Annotated in this window: 16 protein-coding genes and 1 other annotated feature; of the genes, 12 read left to right on the top strand and 4 right to left on the bottom strand. The window is 45.6% G+C overall.

Annotated features, from left to right (window positions below; genetic code table 11):
* The first annotated feature begins 158 nt into the window (after positions 1-158).
* The gene (locus AB4585_RS04795) at positions 159-2,522 is read left to right on the top strand and encodes a DNA polymerase II (protein ID WP_372169385.1); all 2,364 of its coding nucleotides are present in this window, start codon (positions 159-161) and stop codon (positions 2,520-2,522) included.
* A gap of 84 nt (positions 2,523-2,606) precedes the next feature.
* On the opposite strand, the gene AB4585_RS04800 is transcribed toward AB4585_RS04795, so the two are convergent.
* Positions 2,607-3,374: a hypothetical protein gene (locus AB4585_RS04800; RefSeq protein ID WP_017629621.1), complete on the bottom strand. Its 768-nt coding sequence runs from the start codon at positions 3,372-3,374 to the stop codon at positions 2,607-2,609.
* Positions 3,375-3,511: 137 nt separating this feature from the next.
* Between AB4585_RS04800 and yeiP the strand changes: the two genes are divergently transcribed.
* The 3 genes from yeiP (at position 3,512) to AB4585_RS04815 (ending at position 5,051) form a co-directional block, all read left to right on the top strand.
* Positions 3,512-4,081, top strand: coding sequence for an elongation factor P-like protein YeiP (gene yeiP, locus AB4585_RS04805; RefSeq protein WP_017055115.1), 570 nt, complete (start codon positions 3,512-3,514; stop codon positions 4,079-4,081).
* Between the two features lie 10 nt (positions 4,082-4,091).
* Complete coding sequence (locus AB4585_RS04810) at positions 4,092-4,421, top strand: HI1450 family dsDNA-mimic protein (RefSeq protein WP_004741258.1); 330 nt, start codon at positions 4,092-4,094, stop codon at positions 4,419-4,421.
* A gap of 147 nt (positions 4,422-4,568) precedes the next feature.
* Positions 4,569-5,051: an RNA methyltransferase gene (locus tag AB4585_RS04815; RefSeq protein ID WP_017061495.1), complete on the top strand. Its 483-nt coding sequence runs from the start codon at positions 4,569-4,571 to the stop codon at positions 5,049-5,051.
* Between the two features lie 240 nt (positions 5,052-5,291).
* On the opposite strand, the gene rluB is transcribed toward AB4585_RS04815, so the two are convergent.
* From rluB to rnm, 3 genes are all read right to left on the bottom strand, one after another.
* Entirely contained in the window at positions 5,292-6,326 is a 1,035-nt protein-coding gene (gene rluB / locus AB4585_RS04820) for a 23S rRNA pseudouridine(2605) synthase RluB (RefSeq protein ID WP_372169386.1), read from the bottom strand.
* Between the two features lie 159 nt (positions 6,327-6,485).
* A complete protein-coding gene (locus AB4585_RS04825) occupies positions 6,486-7,106 on the bottom strand; it encodes an L-threonylcarbamoyladenylate synthase (RefSeq protein WP_009848751.1) in 621 nt (206 codons plus the stop codon).
* Positions 7,107-7,168: 62 nt separating this feature from the next.
* Positions 7,169-8,023 carry an RNase RNM gene (gene rnm, locus AB4585_RS04830; RefSeq protein ID WP_017069983.1) on the bottom strand — a complete coding sequence of 285 codons (855 nt, stop codon included), beginning with the start codon at positions 8,021-8,023 and terminating at the stop codon, positions 7,169-7,171.
* Positions 8,024-8,143: 120 nt separating this feature from the next.
* Here rnm and AB4585_RS04835 point away from each other — a divergent pair, with 120 nt between their 5' ends.
* The 8 genes from AB4585_RS04835 (at position 8,144) to AB4585_RS04870 (ending at position 16,885) form a co-directional block, all read left to right on the top strand.
* Entirely contained in the window at positions 8,144-8,269 is a 126-nt protein-coding gene (locus AB4585_RS04835; protein ID WP_009848753.1) for a trp operon leader peptide, read from the top strand.
* Positions 8,216-8,330 (top strand) — a sequence feature (Trp leader region). It overlaps the preceding gene by 54 nt.
* Positions 8,331-8,455: 125 nt before the next feature.
* Positions 8,456-10,045: an anthranilate synthase component 1 gene (locus AB4585_RS04840; RefSeq protein ID WP_017063545.1), complete on the top strand. Its 1,590-nt coding sequence runs from the start codon at positions 8,456-8,458 to the stop codon at positions 10,043-10,045.
* A gap of 2 nt (positions 10,046-10,047) precedes the next feature.
* Positions 10,048-10,680, top strand: coding sequence for an aminodeoxychorismate/anthranilate synthase component II (locus AB4585_RS04845; RefSeq protein ID WP_372169387.1), 633 nt, complete (start codon positions 10,048-10,050; stop codon positions 10,678-10,680).
* The gene (trpD, locus tag AB4585_RS04850; RefSeq protein ID WP_136973599.1) at positions 10,667-11,662 is read left to right on the top strand and encodes an anthranilate phosphoribosyltransferase; all 996 of its coding nucleotides are present in this window, start codon (positions 10,667-10,669) and stop codon (positions 11,660-11,662) included. Before AB4585_RS04845 ends, trpD begins: the two co-directional genes overlap by 14 nt.
* Before the next feature lie 25 nt (positions 11,663-11,687).
* On the top strand, positions 11,688-13,127 hold the full coding sequence (trpCF, locus tag AB4585_RS04855) for a bifunctional indole-3-glycerol-phosphate synthase TrpC/phosphoribosylanthranilate isomerase TrpF (protein ID WP_017063542.1): 1,440 nt from the start codon (positions 11,688-11,690) through the stop codon (positions 13,125-13,127).
* Positions 13,128-13,258: 131 nt separating this feature from the next.
* Positions 13,259-14,449: a tryptophan synthase subunit beta gene (trpB, locus tag AB4585_RS04860; RefSeq protein WP_017063541.1), complete on the top strand. Its 1,191-nt coding sequence runs from the start codon at positions 13,259-13,261 to the stop codon at positions 14,447-14,449.
* The gene (gene trpA / locus AB4585_RS04865) at positions 14,449-15,255 is read left to right on the top strand and encodes a tryptophan synthase subunit alpha (protein ID WP_017061501.1); all 807 of its coding nucleotides are present in this window, start codon (positions 14,449-14,451) and stop codon (positions 15,253-15,255) included. The genes trpB and trpA overlap by 1 nt, the downstream gene beginning before the upstream one ends.
* Positions 15,256-15,565: 310 nt before the next feature.
* Positions 15,566-16,885 carry a dicarboxylate/amino acid:cation symporter gene (locus tag AB4585_RS04870; protein ID WP_372169388.1) on the top strand — a complete coding sequence of 440 codons (1,320 nt, stop codon included), beginning with the start codon at positions 15,566-15,568 and terminating at the stop codon, positions 16,883-16,885.
* The last annotated feature ends 53 nt before the right edge of the window (positions 16,886-16,938 follow it).

Below are 16,938 nucleotides of genomic sequence, written 5' to 3' on the forward strand. Positions count from 1 at the left end.
CCATTGAATAACCATTCTCGACAATTTCACTTATTTGCTTATAGAGTCCCGTTATTTCGCTCTGTTAACTAGAATTTAGTTAGTATTTTTGCTGCCTGTTGTGCGCTGAGGGTCGCTAGGTGGTAATATTCGATTCCCAATTTCAATAGGTTACTACATTGGATATTCAGCAAGGCTTTGTGCTCACAAGACAAGCAAGAGACTTTTCAGGGCGCACGCAAATCGACTTGTGGTTAAGCACCCCTCAAGGCCCTACTCTACTGACAATTCAAAATGAAAAGCCTGTATTTTTCGTCGCGCAAGCTGATGTAGAAGCATGTCAGGCTATCGCAGCGAAAGAGTCAATCAATTGCAAATTCAAGCCTCTAGGGCTAGCCACATTCGAGCAAACGCCTCTAGCCGCGTGTTATACATCTCTGTCGAGAAGTAGTTTTGGCTTAGCGCAAGCCTTTCACAACGAAGAAATCCAAACCTTTGAAAGCGATATTCGACTCGCCGATCGATATCTGATGGAACGATTTATCAAGGGAAGTATTGAGTTCACCGGATCTGGTACGCAAAAAAATAAGTATCGTCGAGTCTCAAGCGCAAAATGCCGAGCAGGTGATTACTTACCCAACCTATCAGTGGTCTCACTTGATATTGAGTGTTCAGAAAAAGGCGTGCTTTATTCAATTGGCCTAGACAGCCCGATGGACAGTCGAGTGATCATGGTCGGCGAACCACAACGAGCTGAAACCAATATCCAATGGGTAGCCAACGAAAAAGCGCTACTCGAAGCAATGATAGCTTGGTTCTCTGAATTTGATCCTGACATCATCATTGGTTGGAACGTTATTGACTTCGATTTTAGGCTGCTGCACAAACGTTCAGAATGGAACGAAGTGAAGCTCAACATCGGCAGAGACAATCAACCGAGCTTTTTCCGTAGTTCGGCACAAAATCAACAAGGTTTTATCACTATTCCCGGGCGCGTTGTCTTGGATGGTATCGATATGCTTAAAACGGCGACCTATCACTTCCGCTCATGGTCGCTGGAGTCGGTATCGCAAGAGCTACTTGGTGAAGGCAAAGACATCCACAACGTTCATGACCGCATGGATGAGATCAACCGGATGTTTAAGTTCGATAAGCCTTCACTCGCCAAGTACAACCTTCAAGACTGTGTGCTAGTAAACCGCATCTTCGAGCACACTCACCTACTCGACTTCGCCATTGAGCGCTCTCGATTAACCGGTGTAGAGCTGGATCGCGTTGGTGGCTCTGTTGCTGCCTTTACTAATTTATATCTTCCTCAAATCCACAGAGCGGGTTATGTCGCACCTAACTTAGAGCCGGAGAACTGGATTGCCAGCCCCGGTGGCTACGTAATGGATTCTATTCCTAACCTGTATGACTCAGTTCTGGTACTCGATTTTAAAAGCCTATACCCGTCCATCATTCGTTCGTTTTTGATTGACCCTATGGGGCTTATTGAAGGATTGAAACTGGAACTAGGTCCAGACGAAAACCAAGCGGTTGATGGTTTTCGCGGTGGGCAATTCCACCGCTCTAAACACTTTCTGCCTGAGATGATTGAAAACCTCTGGGCAGCACGTGATGTTGCGAAGAAGAACAACGAAAAAGCATTCTCTCAGGCGATTAAGATCATCATGAACTCATTCTATGGGGTGTTAGGTTCGTCTGGCTGCCGTTTCTTTGATACGCGCTTGGCCTCCTCTATCACCATGCGTGGGCATGAGATCATGAAGCAAACTAAAGTTCTGATCGAAGATAAAGGCTATCAAGTGATTTATGGGGACACAGATTCAACCTTCGTGTCTCTGAATGACAGCTATGATCAGGAAAAAGCAGACGAGATCGGAAACGCACTGGTCGCTTACATCAACGATTGGTGGACGAACCACTTAAAAGAAACCTACAACCTGACTTCTATACTCGAATTGGAATACGAGACTCACTATCGCAAGTTTCTAATGCCAACCATTAGAGGCTCAGAAACAGGCTCGAAGAAACGTTATGCGGGCTTAATCACTCAAGGTGATAAAGAGAAGATCATCTTTAAAGGACTAGAGAGTGCGCGCACCGATTGGACACCTCTCGCACAGCAATTCCAACAAACCCTGTATGAGATGGTATTTCACGACCAAGACCCTACCGACTATGTCAGACAATTTGTTGATGAGACTTCAGCGGGTAAACATGACGATTTATTGGTTTACCAGAAGCGTCTGCGTCGTAAGCTACATGAGTACCAAAAGAACATTCCGCCACAAGTCAGGGCTGCAAGAATGGCCGATGAAATAAATGCTCAGTTAGGACGCCCTCTTCAATACCAAAACAAAGGACGTATTGAGTATTTGATTACTCTGAGTGGCCCTGAGCCCAAAGAGTATTTAAAGAGTGGTATCGATTATCAGCACTATATCGATAAGCAGATTAAACCCGTCGCAGAGGCAATCTTGCCCTTTATTGGCTTAGATTTTGAAAGAGTCAGCGGACAGCAGTTAGGTCTATTCTAAAACTACTTTGAGCTGTAATAGAAACAAAAAAGCAGAGGAGTGTTCAATTCGCTCTGCTTTTTTATATCGATAGATTACGAAGCTCTATCCGATTCGAAACTCTGTTTTCTGGTACTGCTTAACTAGCCACTCTCCAAAACCATCCAGAATGCCGATAACCGAACGTTTCGGAATCGCTCTTCCAGAAAGTAAGATGCCCAATCGTTGAATTTCAACTTCTCTATCTGGGTGATACTTCAAGAACTGTTGGCCACATTCGACAGGATCATCAAACCAATACTTATCGCGATACATCACCAAAGAATAACTTGCTCTTAGCAGCTTCTTGGCAATGATCACTTGCGCGGCCACTTGTTGTTCTGGCGTTGTTGCTCGGGCAATTTTGTTGCGATACACCGCTAACCAGTTTTCAGCATCCATGTTCCAATGCTTGGCAATTTCCCAACTCGTTTCAAAATCGCCATAGCAATCCGATAGATCTTCACCGTGCACACACACGGCCAAATGCTTCAGCATAAAGCCCCAAGTGAAGATATTGTCGAAATCGACTATCTCGCTCACTAAGGTGGTTTTAATTGCGACTTGAGTAACCTGCGGGAAGCTTTTTTGGAAGCGCCATTTAATGGTATTCAACAGCGTGGTTCGCTGATCAGGAAACGGGCGGTGTGTCACCACAACCACATCAAGATTTGAGCGACCGACAACGGCTTGCTTGCGAGCGACACTGCCATAAATATAGACACTGTGTAGATTAGAACCTAACCCACCTTTTAAGAAGGTAATCAGATCGTTAACCACAGGTTGGAATTCAGGTTGAAAAGGCTGTGTTGGGTCAATAACAGGTAGCTGCATAGGTCGTTTCGGCAAATAAAATCATGATTTAACTGTGACTCTATGATCGCTTAGGTGACTTTATGATTCAAGCTATTCCTATTTATAGCATCTCCGAGATATAATCAGCGGATAGACCCAATAAGGACAAACACAAAATGCCTAGAGCAAGTGAAATTAAAAAAGGTTTTGCTATCACAGTAGAAAGCAAAACAGTGATCGTTAAAGATATCGAAGTAACAACACCAGGCGGCCGCGGCGGCCAAAAAATTTACCGCTTCCGTGGTAACGATGTAGCAACTGGCGTTAAAACTGAAGTTCGCCACAAGGCTGACGAAATCGTTGAAACTATCGACGTAACCAAGCGTGCAGTAATGTTCTCTTACGTTGATGGCAACGAGTACATCTTCATGGACAACGAAGATTACACACAATTCATCTTCAACGGTGAAACAATCGAAGACGAACTACTGTTCATCAACGAAGAAACTCAAGGCATGTACGCGATCCTTATCGATGGCAACGCTGCAACGCTTGAGCTTCCAACATCTGTTGAGCTAGTTATCGAAGAGACTGACCCTTCAATCAAAGGTGCATCAGCGTCTGCTCGTACTAAGCCTGCTCGTCTTTCTACAGGTCTTACTATTCAAGTACCTGAATACATCGCGACTGGCGACAAAGTAGTAGTAAACACTGCTGAACGTAAATACATGAACCGCGCAAGCTAAGATACTTATTATGACCGAAGCTAACGACCTAATGTCTTATGACGACGCAATTGACACTGCATACGACATCTTTCTAGAGATGGCACCTGACAACCTAGAACCTGCAGACGTGATTCTTTTCACGGCTCAGTTTGAAGATCGTGGCGCAGCAGAGCTTGTTGAAACTGGCGATGATTGGGTTGAACATGTTGGCTTTGAAGTCGACAAAGAAATCTACGCTGAAGTGCGCATTGGTCTTGTGAATGAAGCTGATGACGTTCTAGACGACGTATTTGCTCGCATGCTGATCAGCCGTGACCCAGAACATAAGTTCTGTCACATGCTGTGGAAACGCGACTAATACCGCTGTTGACGCTCATCTGCATGAGTAAACAAGTATTCATGTAAGCGAGTTAAAAGTTAGCCGAGCCGATTGCTCGGCTATTTTTATCACGCCATTTCTCATCGTGATTACTCACTTTCATCATCAACTTTAGATTCACTGATTATGACCAAAGCAAAAACAGACACACAATCAAAAGGCTATGCCTGCATTGGCCTAGTTAACCCAAAGACGCCTGAAAACGTAGGCTCTGTAATGCGAGCAGCTGGCTGCTACGGCGCCAACTCTGTGTTTTACACTGGTACACGCTACGACCATGCGCGAAAATTCCATACCGACACCAAAGAAAAGCACCTAGCCCTGCCTTTAATTGGTGTTGAAGAGCTGAAAGATATTATTCCAGTAGGCTGCGTGCCGGTTGCTGTTGATCTGATTGAAGGTGCTAAGCCACTACCTGATTACAAGCACCCACCACGTGCGTTTTACATTTTTGGCCCAGAAGATGGCACGCTAAAGAAAGAGATCACCGACTTCTGTCGTGAGACGATTTACGTTCCAACCAACGGCTGCATGAATCTAGCGGCATCAGTGAATGTTGTGCTTTACGACCGACTGGCGAAAGGCGATAACTTCTCTAATCATAAATAGTCAAAGATACGAAATACGAAATACGAAATACGAAATACGAAATACGAAATACGAGCAGATTATAGATGCGCGTACACGAAAGGCACGCTTACTGTCGTTTATAGCAGCATGTTTTCGATACTCGGTTATTCGCATCCCTCATCTTCTATTGCTTCAGACGTAAAAAAACCTGCTCAATGAGCAGGTTTTTAGTATTCAGTGCTTTCAGCTAATGAAGCTTACGCGTAAGAACTTACGTAATTACTGACGTGTTCTTGGCTTAGCTGGTTTAGCCGGACGACCGTTGTTCAGCTTAGGCTTACTTTTGTTAGCCTGAGGTTTGCCTTTGTTTGCAGCTGGAGCACTACGACCTGAATCAGGTGTTGTAGTACCGCGAGTTGCAGGCTTCTTGCGTTTAGTTTGGTTGCTACGGCCTTTTGGTGCGTTTGCACGCTCTTCGTGACGCTTAACAGCACGACGAATTTTTTGGCTACGAGAACGCTCACGCTTACGAGAAGTATTTGAAGGATCAAGATCCAACAAAGTCTCTTTCTCTGGCTTAAGCTCAACAAGCTCACGCAGGTAGTTAACTTCTTGAAGATTTAGCTCTTTCCAACCGCCACGAGGCAGTTTCTTATCAAGGTAGATATCACCGTAACGTACACGTTTCAGGCGGCTTACTGTTGTTTCTTGAGATTCCCAAAGACGACGAACCTCACGGTTACGACCTTCGTTAATCGCTACGTAGAAAGTATGATTCATACCTTCACCGCCAGCGTAAACCACATCTTCAAAACGAGCCATGCCGTCTTCAAGTTGTACGCCACGAGTAACGTTTTTTACTTTTTGCTCAGTCACTTCACCAAACACACGTACTAAGTACTCACGTTCAACCTGACGGCTTGGGTGCATTAGACGGTTTGCAAGTTCACCATCAGTAGTGAAAAGCAAAAGACCCGATGTGTTTGCATCAAGACGACCAACTGAAATCCAACGCGAACCACGGATCTTAGGTAGACGATCGAAAACAGTACGGCGGCCTTCAGGATCGTGACGAGTACAAAGCTCACCTTCAGGTTTGTAGTAAGCAAGTACACGACAAACCACTTCTTCAGAAGCCTTGCCTGAAACAGTATGGCCATCGATACGGATCACTGAGTTCTCGTCTTCAAGACGCTCGCCCAGTTTCGCAACTTGACCGTTAACACTTACACGACCAGATTTGATTAAACCTTCTAGTTCACGACGAGAACCGTGACCAGCTCGCGCTAAAACCTTCTGTAATTTTTCGCTCATTTACTCTTTTCTACCTAATTGTCGTCTTCACAGACGTCGAATGAATTTTTCGCGACCAAATCGCGGTCGCGTATTATCGCAAATAACCTGACAAAAAGCACTTGTTATTTACTCTGGCAGGTTTGCTGTATCGTTACAGACTGTTAATCAGTAAAGCGATTATTCAAACGGCGCAGGATCGCCAGCACCACGACGTAGAACCACGGCATCATCATCACTAAAGTCAATAACCGTCGTCGGTTGCTCACCTAAGTAACCACCATTCAAAATGACATCAACCGCATGCTCTAGGCTGTCACGAATTTCTTCTGGATCCGACTCAGTTGTCTCGTTACCCGGAAGAATCAATGACGTCGACATCAGTGGTTCGCCCATCGCTTCCAACAAGTCGAGTGCAATCTTGTTGTCTGGGACACGAATACCAATCGTTTTACGCTTGGCGTTCATCAAACGCTTTGGTACTTCTTTGGTTGCTTTAAAGATAAACGTGTAAGCACCTGGCGTGTGTGCTTTCAGTAGACGGAAAGCCACGTTATCGACGCGTGCATACAGTGATAATTCAGAAAGATCACGGCATAACAACGTGAAGTTGTGCTTGTCATCGATGCGACGAATTTTACAGATACGTTCAAGTGCTTGTTTGTTTTCAAGCTGACAGCCCAGCGCATAACCGGAATCTGTTGGATAAACCACTACGCCGCCATTACGAATAATCGCAACCGCTTGAGTAATTAAGCGTGCTTGTGGGTTATCTGGGTGTACATAAAAAAACTGGCTCATTGTTGATCCTCGTTATCGAATCTCTCGACTCTATCATCAGAAGGAGCTGGTTCACCTAAAGACTATTCAGATGGTGAAACCGTTTGAAACTCCCAATCTTTCCATACTTCTTCGACCCCAGAAGGTAGCCAGAGATTACGTCCAAGTTCCATCCACGGAGATGGGTAATGGAAATCACTGCCTTGGGAGGCTAATAGTTTGTATTGTATAGCATAATCCGCGAGTGTGCGTCTTTCTTGTTGCGCTTGCTGAGGTTGAGCGACTTCCATCGCATCCCCTTTCGCTTCAACAAATGCAGCTAGCAAGCGCTTAACCCACTTGGCTGTAAGGCCATATCGCCCAGGGTGAGCGAGTACGGCTTGGCCACCAGCAGCATGAATGGCCGTGACAGCATCACTCATTGAGCACCACGTCGGCGGCACATAACCTGGGTTATTGCGAGTAAGAAACTTTTTAAACACCTGCTGCATGGTTTTTGCGTAGCCGTTGTCGACTAACCACTTAGCAAAGTGAGCGCGAGTAATAGGCGCATCACCTGCAATCAATTTAACTTCTTCTAGCACCCCTTCACGAGTCGCTTTCTCAAGACGTTGAGCAATCATCTCTGCGCGTCCAATACGGTGTTGCTTCTGTTGCTCAATGAGCGCTTTGAGTTCTGGTGACTCAGGATCAACGTTTAACCCAACAATATGGATATCTTTGTTTTGCCAAACAGTCGAAATCTCAATGCCGTTGATCAGCTGAATAGGAAGATTGTTATCAGCAATATAGTTGCGTGCTTCAGCAAGCCCATCAGTCGTGTCATGATCTGTAATCGCTAGCGCTTCGATGTTAAAGCCAAGCGCTCGGTCAATTAGCTCAGGTGGAGTAAGTCGGCCATCTGAGGCTGTTGTATGACTATGTAGATCAATTCTCATATATTCTTTTTCATTGTTTTCAATTTTTATCGTTATATTTGTGTCAACACACTTGACCCGCAAGCAGAAAACTAGTTAACTAGTACACAAATACGAAGTATCACATTTGATAGGTTCACCATGTTACAAGAATTTAACCAAAACCATAAAGATAAAGTTTTAGAACTTTCTTCAGTAGAAGCAAGTTCAGAGCTTAATTGGTGGCGCACTTGGACAAGTTCTTGGTGGGCTAACGTGTACTTCTAGTTAAACAGTTTGTTTATAAAAAAGTTATCACTAAGCCCGCTTTAATAGCGGGCTTTTTAATTTGTCGAACATCTCACATTCAACTGACTAACAAATCATCGAATTGACCATATTCTAGATTGGGTGAAAGGTATCTTTATGCGACTATGTACGGCAGGAAATTTAAAGAATCATAAAGGAGGTCTTGTGAACAAGGCCATTGAAATCAAAAAGCTGGGAACCATTGAGGTCATCAATTCCTCAGTTCCTTACTCGCAAGATCCAACCAGCGTTTTTCATACTTTGTGTGAAAACAAAACTGATAGTCTTTTGTTGGAATCTGCCGAGATTGAATCTAAACAGAACCTGACAAGCCTACTCCTTATCGACTCTGCTGTTCGCATCGTATGTCGCGGACATGAAGTAACCTTTCAAGCATTGACTGAAAACGGTCAAGCGCTTATCGAACATCTCACTCAAAACGTGAAAGCAGAAATTAAATCTGACCTTACTGATAACGTTTTGACGCTGACTTTTATCGAACCAAGCAACGAATTAGACGAAGACTCACGTTTAAGAGAAGCCTCTTCATTCGATGCACTGCGTTTGGTTCAGCACAGCTTTGAGCAAGACGCGGATAACAAACACGCATTATTCATGGCGGGCTTATTCGCTTACGACATCGTGGCAAACTTTGAGCCACTAGGTGATGCTGAAGCAACCAACAATTGTCCTGACTTTGTATTCTACGTAGCTGAAACACTATTGCGTTTCGATCACCAAGAGAACGAAGGCCTACTTCACGCGAGCTTATTTGCTCAAGATGACAACATCAAAGCGCAATTAACTGACCGTCTAGCCGACATTCAAACACAATGTCAGTCACTGAAAGCCATCACGGAAGTGACGCCACTAGACAACGTGGAAGCGGTACCAAGCGTTTCTGATGAAGATTTCTGTCAAACGGTTCGTGACCTAAAAGAGTACGTAGTAAAAGGCGATGTGTTCCAAGTCGTACCATCACGCCGCTTCACGCTTCCTTGCCCTGCTCCACTGGCGGCTTATAAAGAACTCAAACAAAGTAACCCAAGCCCTTACATGTTCTACATGCAAGACGAGTTGTTTACTCTGTTCGGTGCTTCTCCAGAAAGCGCTCTGAAATACGAGACAGAAACCAACCAAATCGAGATCTACCCGATTGCTGGTACTCGTCGTCGTGGTAAGCGCCCAGACGGTCAAATCGATTTCGACCTAGACAGCCGTATCGAACTTGAACTGCGTACCGACAAAAAAGAAAACGCGGAACACATGATGCTAGTCGACCTAGCACGTAACGATGTGGCACGTATTGCTGAAGCTGGCACTCGCCACGTAGCAGACTTACTGAAAGTAGACCGCTACAGCCATGTAATGCACTTGGTTTCTCGTGTTGTTGGTCAGCTCCGTGAAGACTTAGATGCTCTGCACGCTTACCAAGCTTGTATGAACATGGGCACGCTAACGGGCGCACCAAAAATCCGCGCAATGCAGCTTATTCGTGACGTAGAAAAAACGCGTCGTGGTAGCTACGGTGGTGCAGTCGGTTATCTAACCGGTGAAGGGACTCTAGATACTTGTATCGTAATTCGCTCTGCTTACGTTGAAGATGGCGTAGCACAAGTACAAGCTGGCGCTGGTGTGGTATTCGATTCAGACCCACAAGCAGAAGCCGATGAAACTCGCGGCAAAGCACAAGCGGTTATCTCAGCGATTCAAGCAGCTCATACTAAGAACCTAACAAATAAGAAGGAGTCGTAATCATGGCTGATATTGTATTCATCGATAACTTCGACTCGTTCACTTACAACCTTGTAGACCAATTTCGTTCATTAGGTCACAGCGTAAAAATTTACCGTAACAACATTCCTGCAAAAGTAGTTGAAGCGGCGATCAACGAACTAGACAACCCTGTTGCACTGCTTTCACCAGGCCCTGGCGCTCCAGCAGATGCGGGCTGTATGCCAGAGCTGATTCAGCTTCTAAAAGGTAAAGTGCCAATGATTGGTATTTGCTTAGGCCACCAAGCGATTGTTGAAGCCTATGGCGGCACCGTTGCAGGCGCTGGCGAAATCATTCATGGTAAGGTGTCGATGATGGAACACCAAAACCATGCGACTTACCAAGGCTTACCTTCGCCACTGGCTATCGCTCGCTATCACTCTTTAGTGGCAACGCATGTATCTGATAGCCTAACGGTGACAGCTGAAGTCGATGATTTGGTGATGTCTGTGGTTCAAGAACAAGACAAGGTGTGTGGATTCCAATTCCACCCTGAATCAATTATGACGACCTACGGTGCAACGCTTCTAGCAAACGCTATCGAATGGGCTCTTGAGAAACCTCTTCGCCTTGAAAAGACTGGAAAAATAGGAAACGATCATGGAACAGATTAATAAACTTTACGAACAGCAGTCTCTTACTCAAGAAGAAAGCCAACAATTGTTTGATGTGATCATCAAGGGGGAACTTGACCCAATCTTGATGGCTTCTGCGCTGACTGCACTAAAAATCAAAGGCGAAACGCCCGATGAGATCGCTGGTGCGGCGAAAGCACTGCTTGCGAATGCAAACCCGTTCCCTCGCCCTGATTACGATTTCGCAGACATCGTTGGTACAGGTGGCGACGGTCACAACACCATTAATATTTCGACGACTTCTGCATTTGTTGCCGCAGCGTGTGGCTTAAAAGTCGCGAAGCACGGTAACCGCAGCGTATCGAGCAAATCAGGTTCTTCTGACCTATTGGATTCGTTCGGTATCAACCTAGCGATGACAGCAGAAGACACGCGGGCGGCTGTTGATGAACTTGGCGTAGCGTTCCTATTTGCTCCGCAGTATCACGTTGGTGTACGTCACGCGATGCCTGTTCGTCAAACCATGAAAACGCGCACTATCTTCAATATCCTTGGCCCACTGATTAACCCAGCTCGCCCTAACATCGAGCTAATGGGTGTTTACAGCAAAGAGCTTGTACGCCCTATCGCGGAAACCATGCTGCAAATGGGCATGAAGCGCGCGGCGGTTGTTCACGGTAGCGGCCTTGATGAAGTAGCGATTCACGGCGAAACCATGGTTGCTGAAATCAAAGATGGCACAATTCACGAATACACAGTGACACCAGCAGACTTTGGTTTGAACACTCACCCTCTTGAAGCAATCAAGGGCGGCGAGCCAGAAGAGAACAAAGCCATCACAACCGATATCCTGACGGGTAAAGGCACTGATGCTCAAGTTGGCGCAGTGGCAGTCAACGTAGCTCTGCTGATGCGTCTATTTGGTCACGAAGACCTAAAAGCCAACGCTCAGCAAGCGATTGACGCGATGAACTCTGGCAAAGCGTACGAGCTTGTACATAAGCTTGCTGCACACGCCTAACGAACGACGAATTGAGACAAAGAACATGACACAGACTACCGATAAACTGTCGACCCACGTTTCAGTCAAAGAAGCTGAAATGGCGGAAGTATTAGCAAAAATCGTTCGTGATAAATACCAATGGGTTGAAGCGCGTAAGCAGACTCAACCATTAGACGAGTTTAAAGCGTCACTAACTGCAACAGACCGCAGCTTTTATGACGCTCTGAGCGGAGAACAAACGGTTTTCATCACTGAATGTAAAAAGGCCTCTCCATCAAAAGGTTTAATCCGTGACGAGTTTGACCTCGACTACATTGCGTCTGTTTACAACAACCACGCAAACGCGATTTCTGTGCTGACAGACGAGAAGTACTTCCAAGGTGACTTTGAGTTTTTACCTAAAGTTCGCAGCATTGCTAAGCAGCCTATCCTGTGTAAAGACTTCATGGTTGATACCTACCAAGTGTATCTAGCTCGTCATTACTCAGCTGATGCTATCTTGCTAATGCTATCGGTATTAGATGACGAAGAGTACAAAGCGCTGGCGGAAGTCGCTCACTCACTCAACATGGGTGTATTGACCGAAGTCAGCAACGAAGAAGAGCTTCACCGTGCAGTCGCTCTAAACGCTAAGGTGATCGGCATTAACAACCGTAATCTTCGTGACCTTTCGACTGATTTGAACCGTACTAAAGAGTTGGCGCCGCTGATTCGCGAACTGGCTCCAAACGCAGTTGTGATTTCAGAGTCTGGCATCTACACACATCAACAAGTTCGTGACCTTTCAACGTTTGCAGATGGCTTCCTAATCGGTAGCTCTCTAATGGCAGAGAAGAACCTCGAGCTTGCGGTACGCAAAGTAACACTGGGTGAAAACAAGGTGTGTGGTTTAACTCACTCTGACGATGCAGCAAAGGCTTATCAAGCTGGTGCGGTATTCGGTGGTCTGATATTCGTTGAAGCATCTAAGCGTCATGTGGATATCGAAGCGGCTCGTTTGACTATGAGCGGCGCACCTTTGAACTACGTGGGTGTGTTCCAAAACCACAGCGTTACTGACGTTGCGAAAACGGTTTCTGAGCTAGGCCTGTTCGCTGTGCAATTGCACGGTGATGAGTCTCAAGCGTTTGTCGATGAGCTAAAACAGTCACTACCTGAAAGCGTTGAGATTTGGAAAGCTTACGGTGTTTCTCCCGATGCTGAGAGCTCGCTACCAGAATTACTGGAAAGCAACGTGACTCGTCACCTGCTAGATACTAAAGTGGGTTCTCAAACTGGTGGCACAGGCCAAGTGTTCGATTGGAACCTAATCAACAACCAAAGCGCAATCATGTTGGCGGGTGGTCTAACCCCAGAAAATGCTAACCAAGCGGCTAAGTTGGGTTGCTTAGGATTAGACCTAAACTCTGGTGTTGAATCTGCTCCAGGCAAAAAAGACGCAGACAAACTGCAACGTGCTTTTGCTGCGATTCGTAATTACTAGTCCAAGCTCGGCGCTAGAAATTAGAAAGCAGAAACTAAAAACATATTTGTGAGCTTTGCCTTTTGCGAAGCTCAAACAAGATTAAATGACTTGGTGTGAATACACATCAGTAGAATTGAAGGAATAACACAATGGCTAAACTCGATGCCTACTTTGGTGAATACGGTGGTCAATACGTACCGCAGATCCTAGTGCCAGCACTAGACCAACTTGAACAAGCATTTATCGATGCACAAGCCGATCCTGAGTTCCGCAGCGAATTCATGACGCTTCTTCAAGAGTACGCTGGTCGTCCAACGGCACTAACGCTAGCACGCAACCTAACAAAAGGTACAAAAACAAAACTGTACCTAAAGCGTGAAGATCTACTTCACGGCGGTGCTCACAAGACAAACCAAGTTCTTGGTCAAGCATTGCTAGCAAAACGTATGGGTAAGCAGGAAATCATCGCTGAAACTGGCGCAGGCCAACACGGTGTGGCAACGGCTCTAGCGTGTGCTCTACTAGGTCTTAAGTGTCGTGTTTACATGGGTGCAAAAGACGTTGAACGTCAAAGCCCGAACGTGTTCCGTATGAAGCTAATGGGCGCAGAGGTTATCCCTGTTCATTCTGGCTCTTCAACGCTAAAAGATGCGTGTAACGAAGCACTACGTGACTGGTCTGCAACTTATGAAGACGCGCATTACCTATTGGGTACTGCAGCGGGTCCTCACCCATTCCCAACGATTGTTCGTGATTTCCAACGCATGATTGGTGAAGAAACGAAGAACCAAATTCTAGCTCGTGAAGGTCGCCTTCCTGATGCGGTTATCGCTTGTGTCGGCGGTGGTTCGAACGCTATCGGTATGTTTGCGGATTTCATTGAAGAAGAAACTGTTCGCCTAATCGGTGTAGAGCCGGCTGGTAAAGGTATTGATACCGACCAACACGGCGCGCCGCTTAAGCACGGTAAAACCGGTATCTTCTTCGGCATGAAAGCGCCACTGATGCAAGATGAGAACGGCCAAGTAGAAGAGTCTTACTCTGTATCTGCGGGTCTAGACTTCCCATCAGTTGGTCCTCAACACGCGCACCTAAATGCTATTGGCCGTGCTGAATACGACAACGTGACCGACGACGAAGCGCTAGAAGCGTTCCAATTGATTGCACGTAAAGAAGGTATTATCGCAGCGCTAGAGTCATCTCATGCTTTGGCTCATGCTGTTAAAATGGCTCACGATGACCCAGAGAAAGAACAGCTATTAGTGGTTAATCTATCTGGTCGTGGTGATAAAGACATCTTCTCTGTACACGACATTCTTAAAGAGAAAGGAGCATTATAATGGATCGCTATCAATCACTCTTCACTCGCTTAGCTGAAAAGAATCAGGGCGCATTTGTACCATTCGTAACGGTTGGCGATCCTAACCCTCAGCAGTCTCTTAAGATCATGGAAACACTCGTTGAAGCGGGTGCTGATGCACTTGAACTTGGTATTCCATTCTCAGATCCGCTTGCAGATGGCCCGACAATCCAAGGTGCAAACATTCGTGCGTTAGATTCTAAAGTCACGCCAGATGTGTGTTTTGATCTTATTGGTCAAATTCGTGCTAAATACCCAGAGCTACCAATCGGCCTACTGATGTACGCAAACTTGGTGTACGCACGTGGTATCGAGAACTTCTACGAGCGTTGTGCTAATGCAGGTATCGATTCAGTATTGATTGCTGATGTACCAACCAACGAGAGTGGCGAGTTTGTTGCTGCAGCTAAGAAGTTTGGTATTCACCCAATCTTTATTGCTCCACCAACAGCAAGTGATGAGACGCTTCAATCGGTTTCTGAGCTAGGTGGTGGTTACACTTACCTACTTTCTCGTGCTGGCGTAACGGGTGCAGAAACCAAAGCAAACATGCCTGTGACAGCCCTACTTGACCGTTTGAACAAGTTTGATGCGCCACCAGCACTGCTTGGTTTCGGTATCTCTGCTCCTGAGCAAGTAAAAGAAGCCATCGAAGCTGGCGCTGCTGGTGCTATCTCTGGCTCTGCGGTTGTGAAAATCATTGAAAACAACGTTGAACAACCAGAAGCAATGCTTAAAGCACTTGCTGAGTTTGTTACGCCAATGAAAGCGGCAACGCAAAAATAATAAATAGGCTCCCACTAGTGCGATAATTTGCGCTGTGGGAGTTTTTCTCCGAGAACACGTCCAAACCCTCTCAATTGTTAAATTTCTGATAAAAACAACACCTCATACAAACCTGTAGCACACCTATAATACCCCACCAAAACATCACCACCATTTATAAAAATAATGACAAACCAAAAAGCAAACGTTTGCTTTAGTGTGAAAAATCATCAAATGACATTTGATTACTGCTTTTTGGTGTTCTTTCATCTCTGCTCATATTGATAAATGTAAAAGATACGTGTAAAACTTCTCGCGAAATATTAATCCAATGGTACATCGTACATTGGTGAGTAGTTCTGGGATTTTTATATTTAGTAGCACAGAGGTTATGGAAGTGTTAAAAGAAAAGAGTTTACTAAGCAACATCGGCGTTCAAGTCGTTATTGCAATGATCATCGGTACCGCTGTCGGTGCAATGATGGGTGACAGCGCAACAATGTTCGCTCCACTGGGCGCAATCTTCATCAATTTAATCAAGATGCTGGTTATTCCTCTAGTCGCAGTTGCCCTAATTTCAGGTGCTGCAGGTCTAGGTAATAGCTCATCAGCAGGTAAAGTTGGTGTGGTTACACTGGGTTACTTTGCACTAACGTCTGCACTTGCTGTAGCACTAGCGCTTGTAATGGGTGAAGTATTCGAACCGGGTCGTGGTATCGATGTTTCTGGCGTTGAAGGTATGTTCTCTTCTGAATACGCTGCGAAAGGCGAACTTCCAACGTTCTGGGCAACCATCACGGGCATGATCCCGACCAACGTTTTCCAATCACTGAATGAAGCAAACATTCTGCAAATTCTAGTCTTCTGCTTATTCTTCGGTATTGCGATTTCTAAACAAGCGAAAGAGAAACGTGACCCTATCATCAATGGCGTAAACGCGATTGTTGACGCTATGGTTTGGATGATCAACAAGGTTATGATCATTGCACCACTTGGCGTATTCGGCCTAATGGCAGAAGCTGTGGGTACATTCGGTTTTGGCGCACTTATGGTTGTGTTCAAACTGTTCGTTGTTTACATCGCTGCGATTCTAATCTTCGGCTTTGTTGCTTACCCGCTAATGATTCAAATCTTCACTAAGACTTCTGCGAAGAAGTTCCTAGTGGCGATGAAGAAGCCTCAAGCGGTTGCACTATCAACAGCATCTTCAATGGCGACACTGCCAGTAACAATGGAAACGGTAGAGAAAGAACTTGGCGTTCGTAACTCTACGGCTTCATTCGTTCTGCCTCTTGGTGCGACGATCAACATGTCTGGTAACGCAATTTACTACGGCCTAGTTGCTATCTTCTTCGCACAGCTGTTCAACATCGACCTTTCTATGGGTGCTTACGTTGCTATCATCGTAACGTCGACTCTAGGCGCAGTTGGTCAAGCAGGTGTTCCAGGTCCTTCTTTCCTAGTGGTTGCGGTTCTTCTAGCAGCTGGTATCCCTATTGAAGGTCTACCTCTGTTGTTCGCTCTAGACCGTATCTTCGACATGATCCGTACTGCTCTAAACATCACTGGTGATGCAGCATGTGCAGTCATCGTTGATTCTCTAATCGAAGACGAAGCGAAAGAAGCTGAGCTACAAAAACAGCAAGCGTAATATTAAAACGCTAAGTTGATGGTGACTTGAATTGACACCACCAGCATAAACTA

Origin of the sequence: Vibrio sp. 10N.222.49.C9, assembly GCF_041474985.1 — a bacterium.
Lineage (GTDB): Bacteria > Pseudomonadota > Gammaproteobacteria > Enterobacterales > Vibrionaceae > Vibrio > Vibrio crassostreae_C.

What these genes read in the sequence shown, in the direction of transcription:
- AB4585_RS04800 (WP_017629621.1), bottom strand. Translation starts at nt 3,374, where the DNA reads ATGCAGCTACCTGTTATTGACCCAACACAGCCTTTTCAACCTGAATTC.
- yeiP (WP_017055115.1), top strand. Translation starts at nt 3,512, where the DNA reads ATGCCTAGAGCAAGTGAAATTAAAAAAGGTTTTGCTATCACAGTAGAA.
- AB4585_RS04810 (WP_004741258.1), top strand. Translation starts at nt 4,092, where the DNA reads ATGACCGAAGCTAACGACCTAATGTCTTATGACGACGCAATTGACACT.
- AB4585_RS04815 (WP_017061495.1), top strand. Translation starts at nt 4,569, where the DNA reads ATGACCAAAGCAAAAACAGACACACAATCAAAAGGCTATGCCTGCATT.
- rluB (WP_372169386.1), bottom strand. Translation starts at nt 6,326, where the DNA reads ATGAGCGAAAAATTACAGAAGGTTTTAGCGCGAGCTGGTCACGGTTCT.
- AB4585_RS04825 (WP_009848751.1), bottom strand. Translation starts at nt 7,106, where the DNA reads ATGAGCCAGTTTTTTTATGTACACCCAGATAACCCACAAGCACGCTTA.
- rnm (WP_017069983.1), bottom strand. Translation starts at nt 8,023, where the DNA reads ATGAGAATTGATCTACATAGTCATACAACAGCCTCAGATGGCCGACTT.
- AB4585_RS04835 (WP_009848753.1), top strand. Translation starts at nt 8,144, where the DNA reads ATGTTACAAGAATTTAACCAAAACCATAAAGATAAAGTTTTAGAACTT.
- AB4585_RS04845 (WP_372169387.1), top strand. Translation starts at nt 10,048, where the DNA reads ATGGCTGATATTGTATTCATCGATAACTTCGACTCGTTCACTTACAAC.
- trpD (WP_136973599.1), top strand. Translation starts at nt 10,667, where the DNA reads ATGGAACAGATTAATAAACTTTACGAACAGCAGTCTCTTACTCAAGAA.
- trpCF (WP_017063542.1), top strand. Translation starts at nt 11,688, where the DNA reads ATGACACAGACTACCGATAAACTGTCGACCCACGTTTCAGTCAAAGAA.
- trpB (WP_017063541.1), top strand. Translation starts at nt 13,259, where the DNA reads ATGGCTAAACTCGATGCCTACTTTGGTGAATACGGTGGTCAATACGTA.
- trpA (WP_017061501.1), top strand. Translation starts at nt 14,449, where the DNA reads ATGGATCGCTATCAATCACTCTTCACTCGCTTAGCTGAAAAGAATCAG.
- AB4585_RS04870 (WP_372169388.1), top strand. Translation starts at nt 15,566, where the DNA reads ATGGTACATCGTACATTGGTGAGTAGTTCTGGGATTTTTATATTTAGT.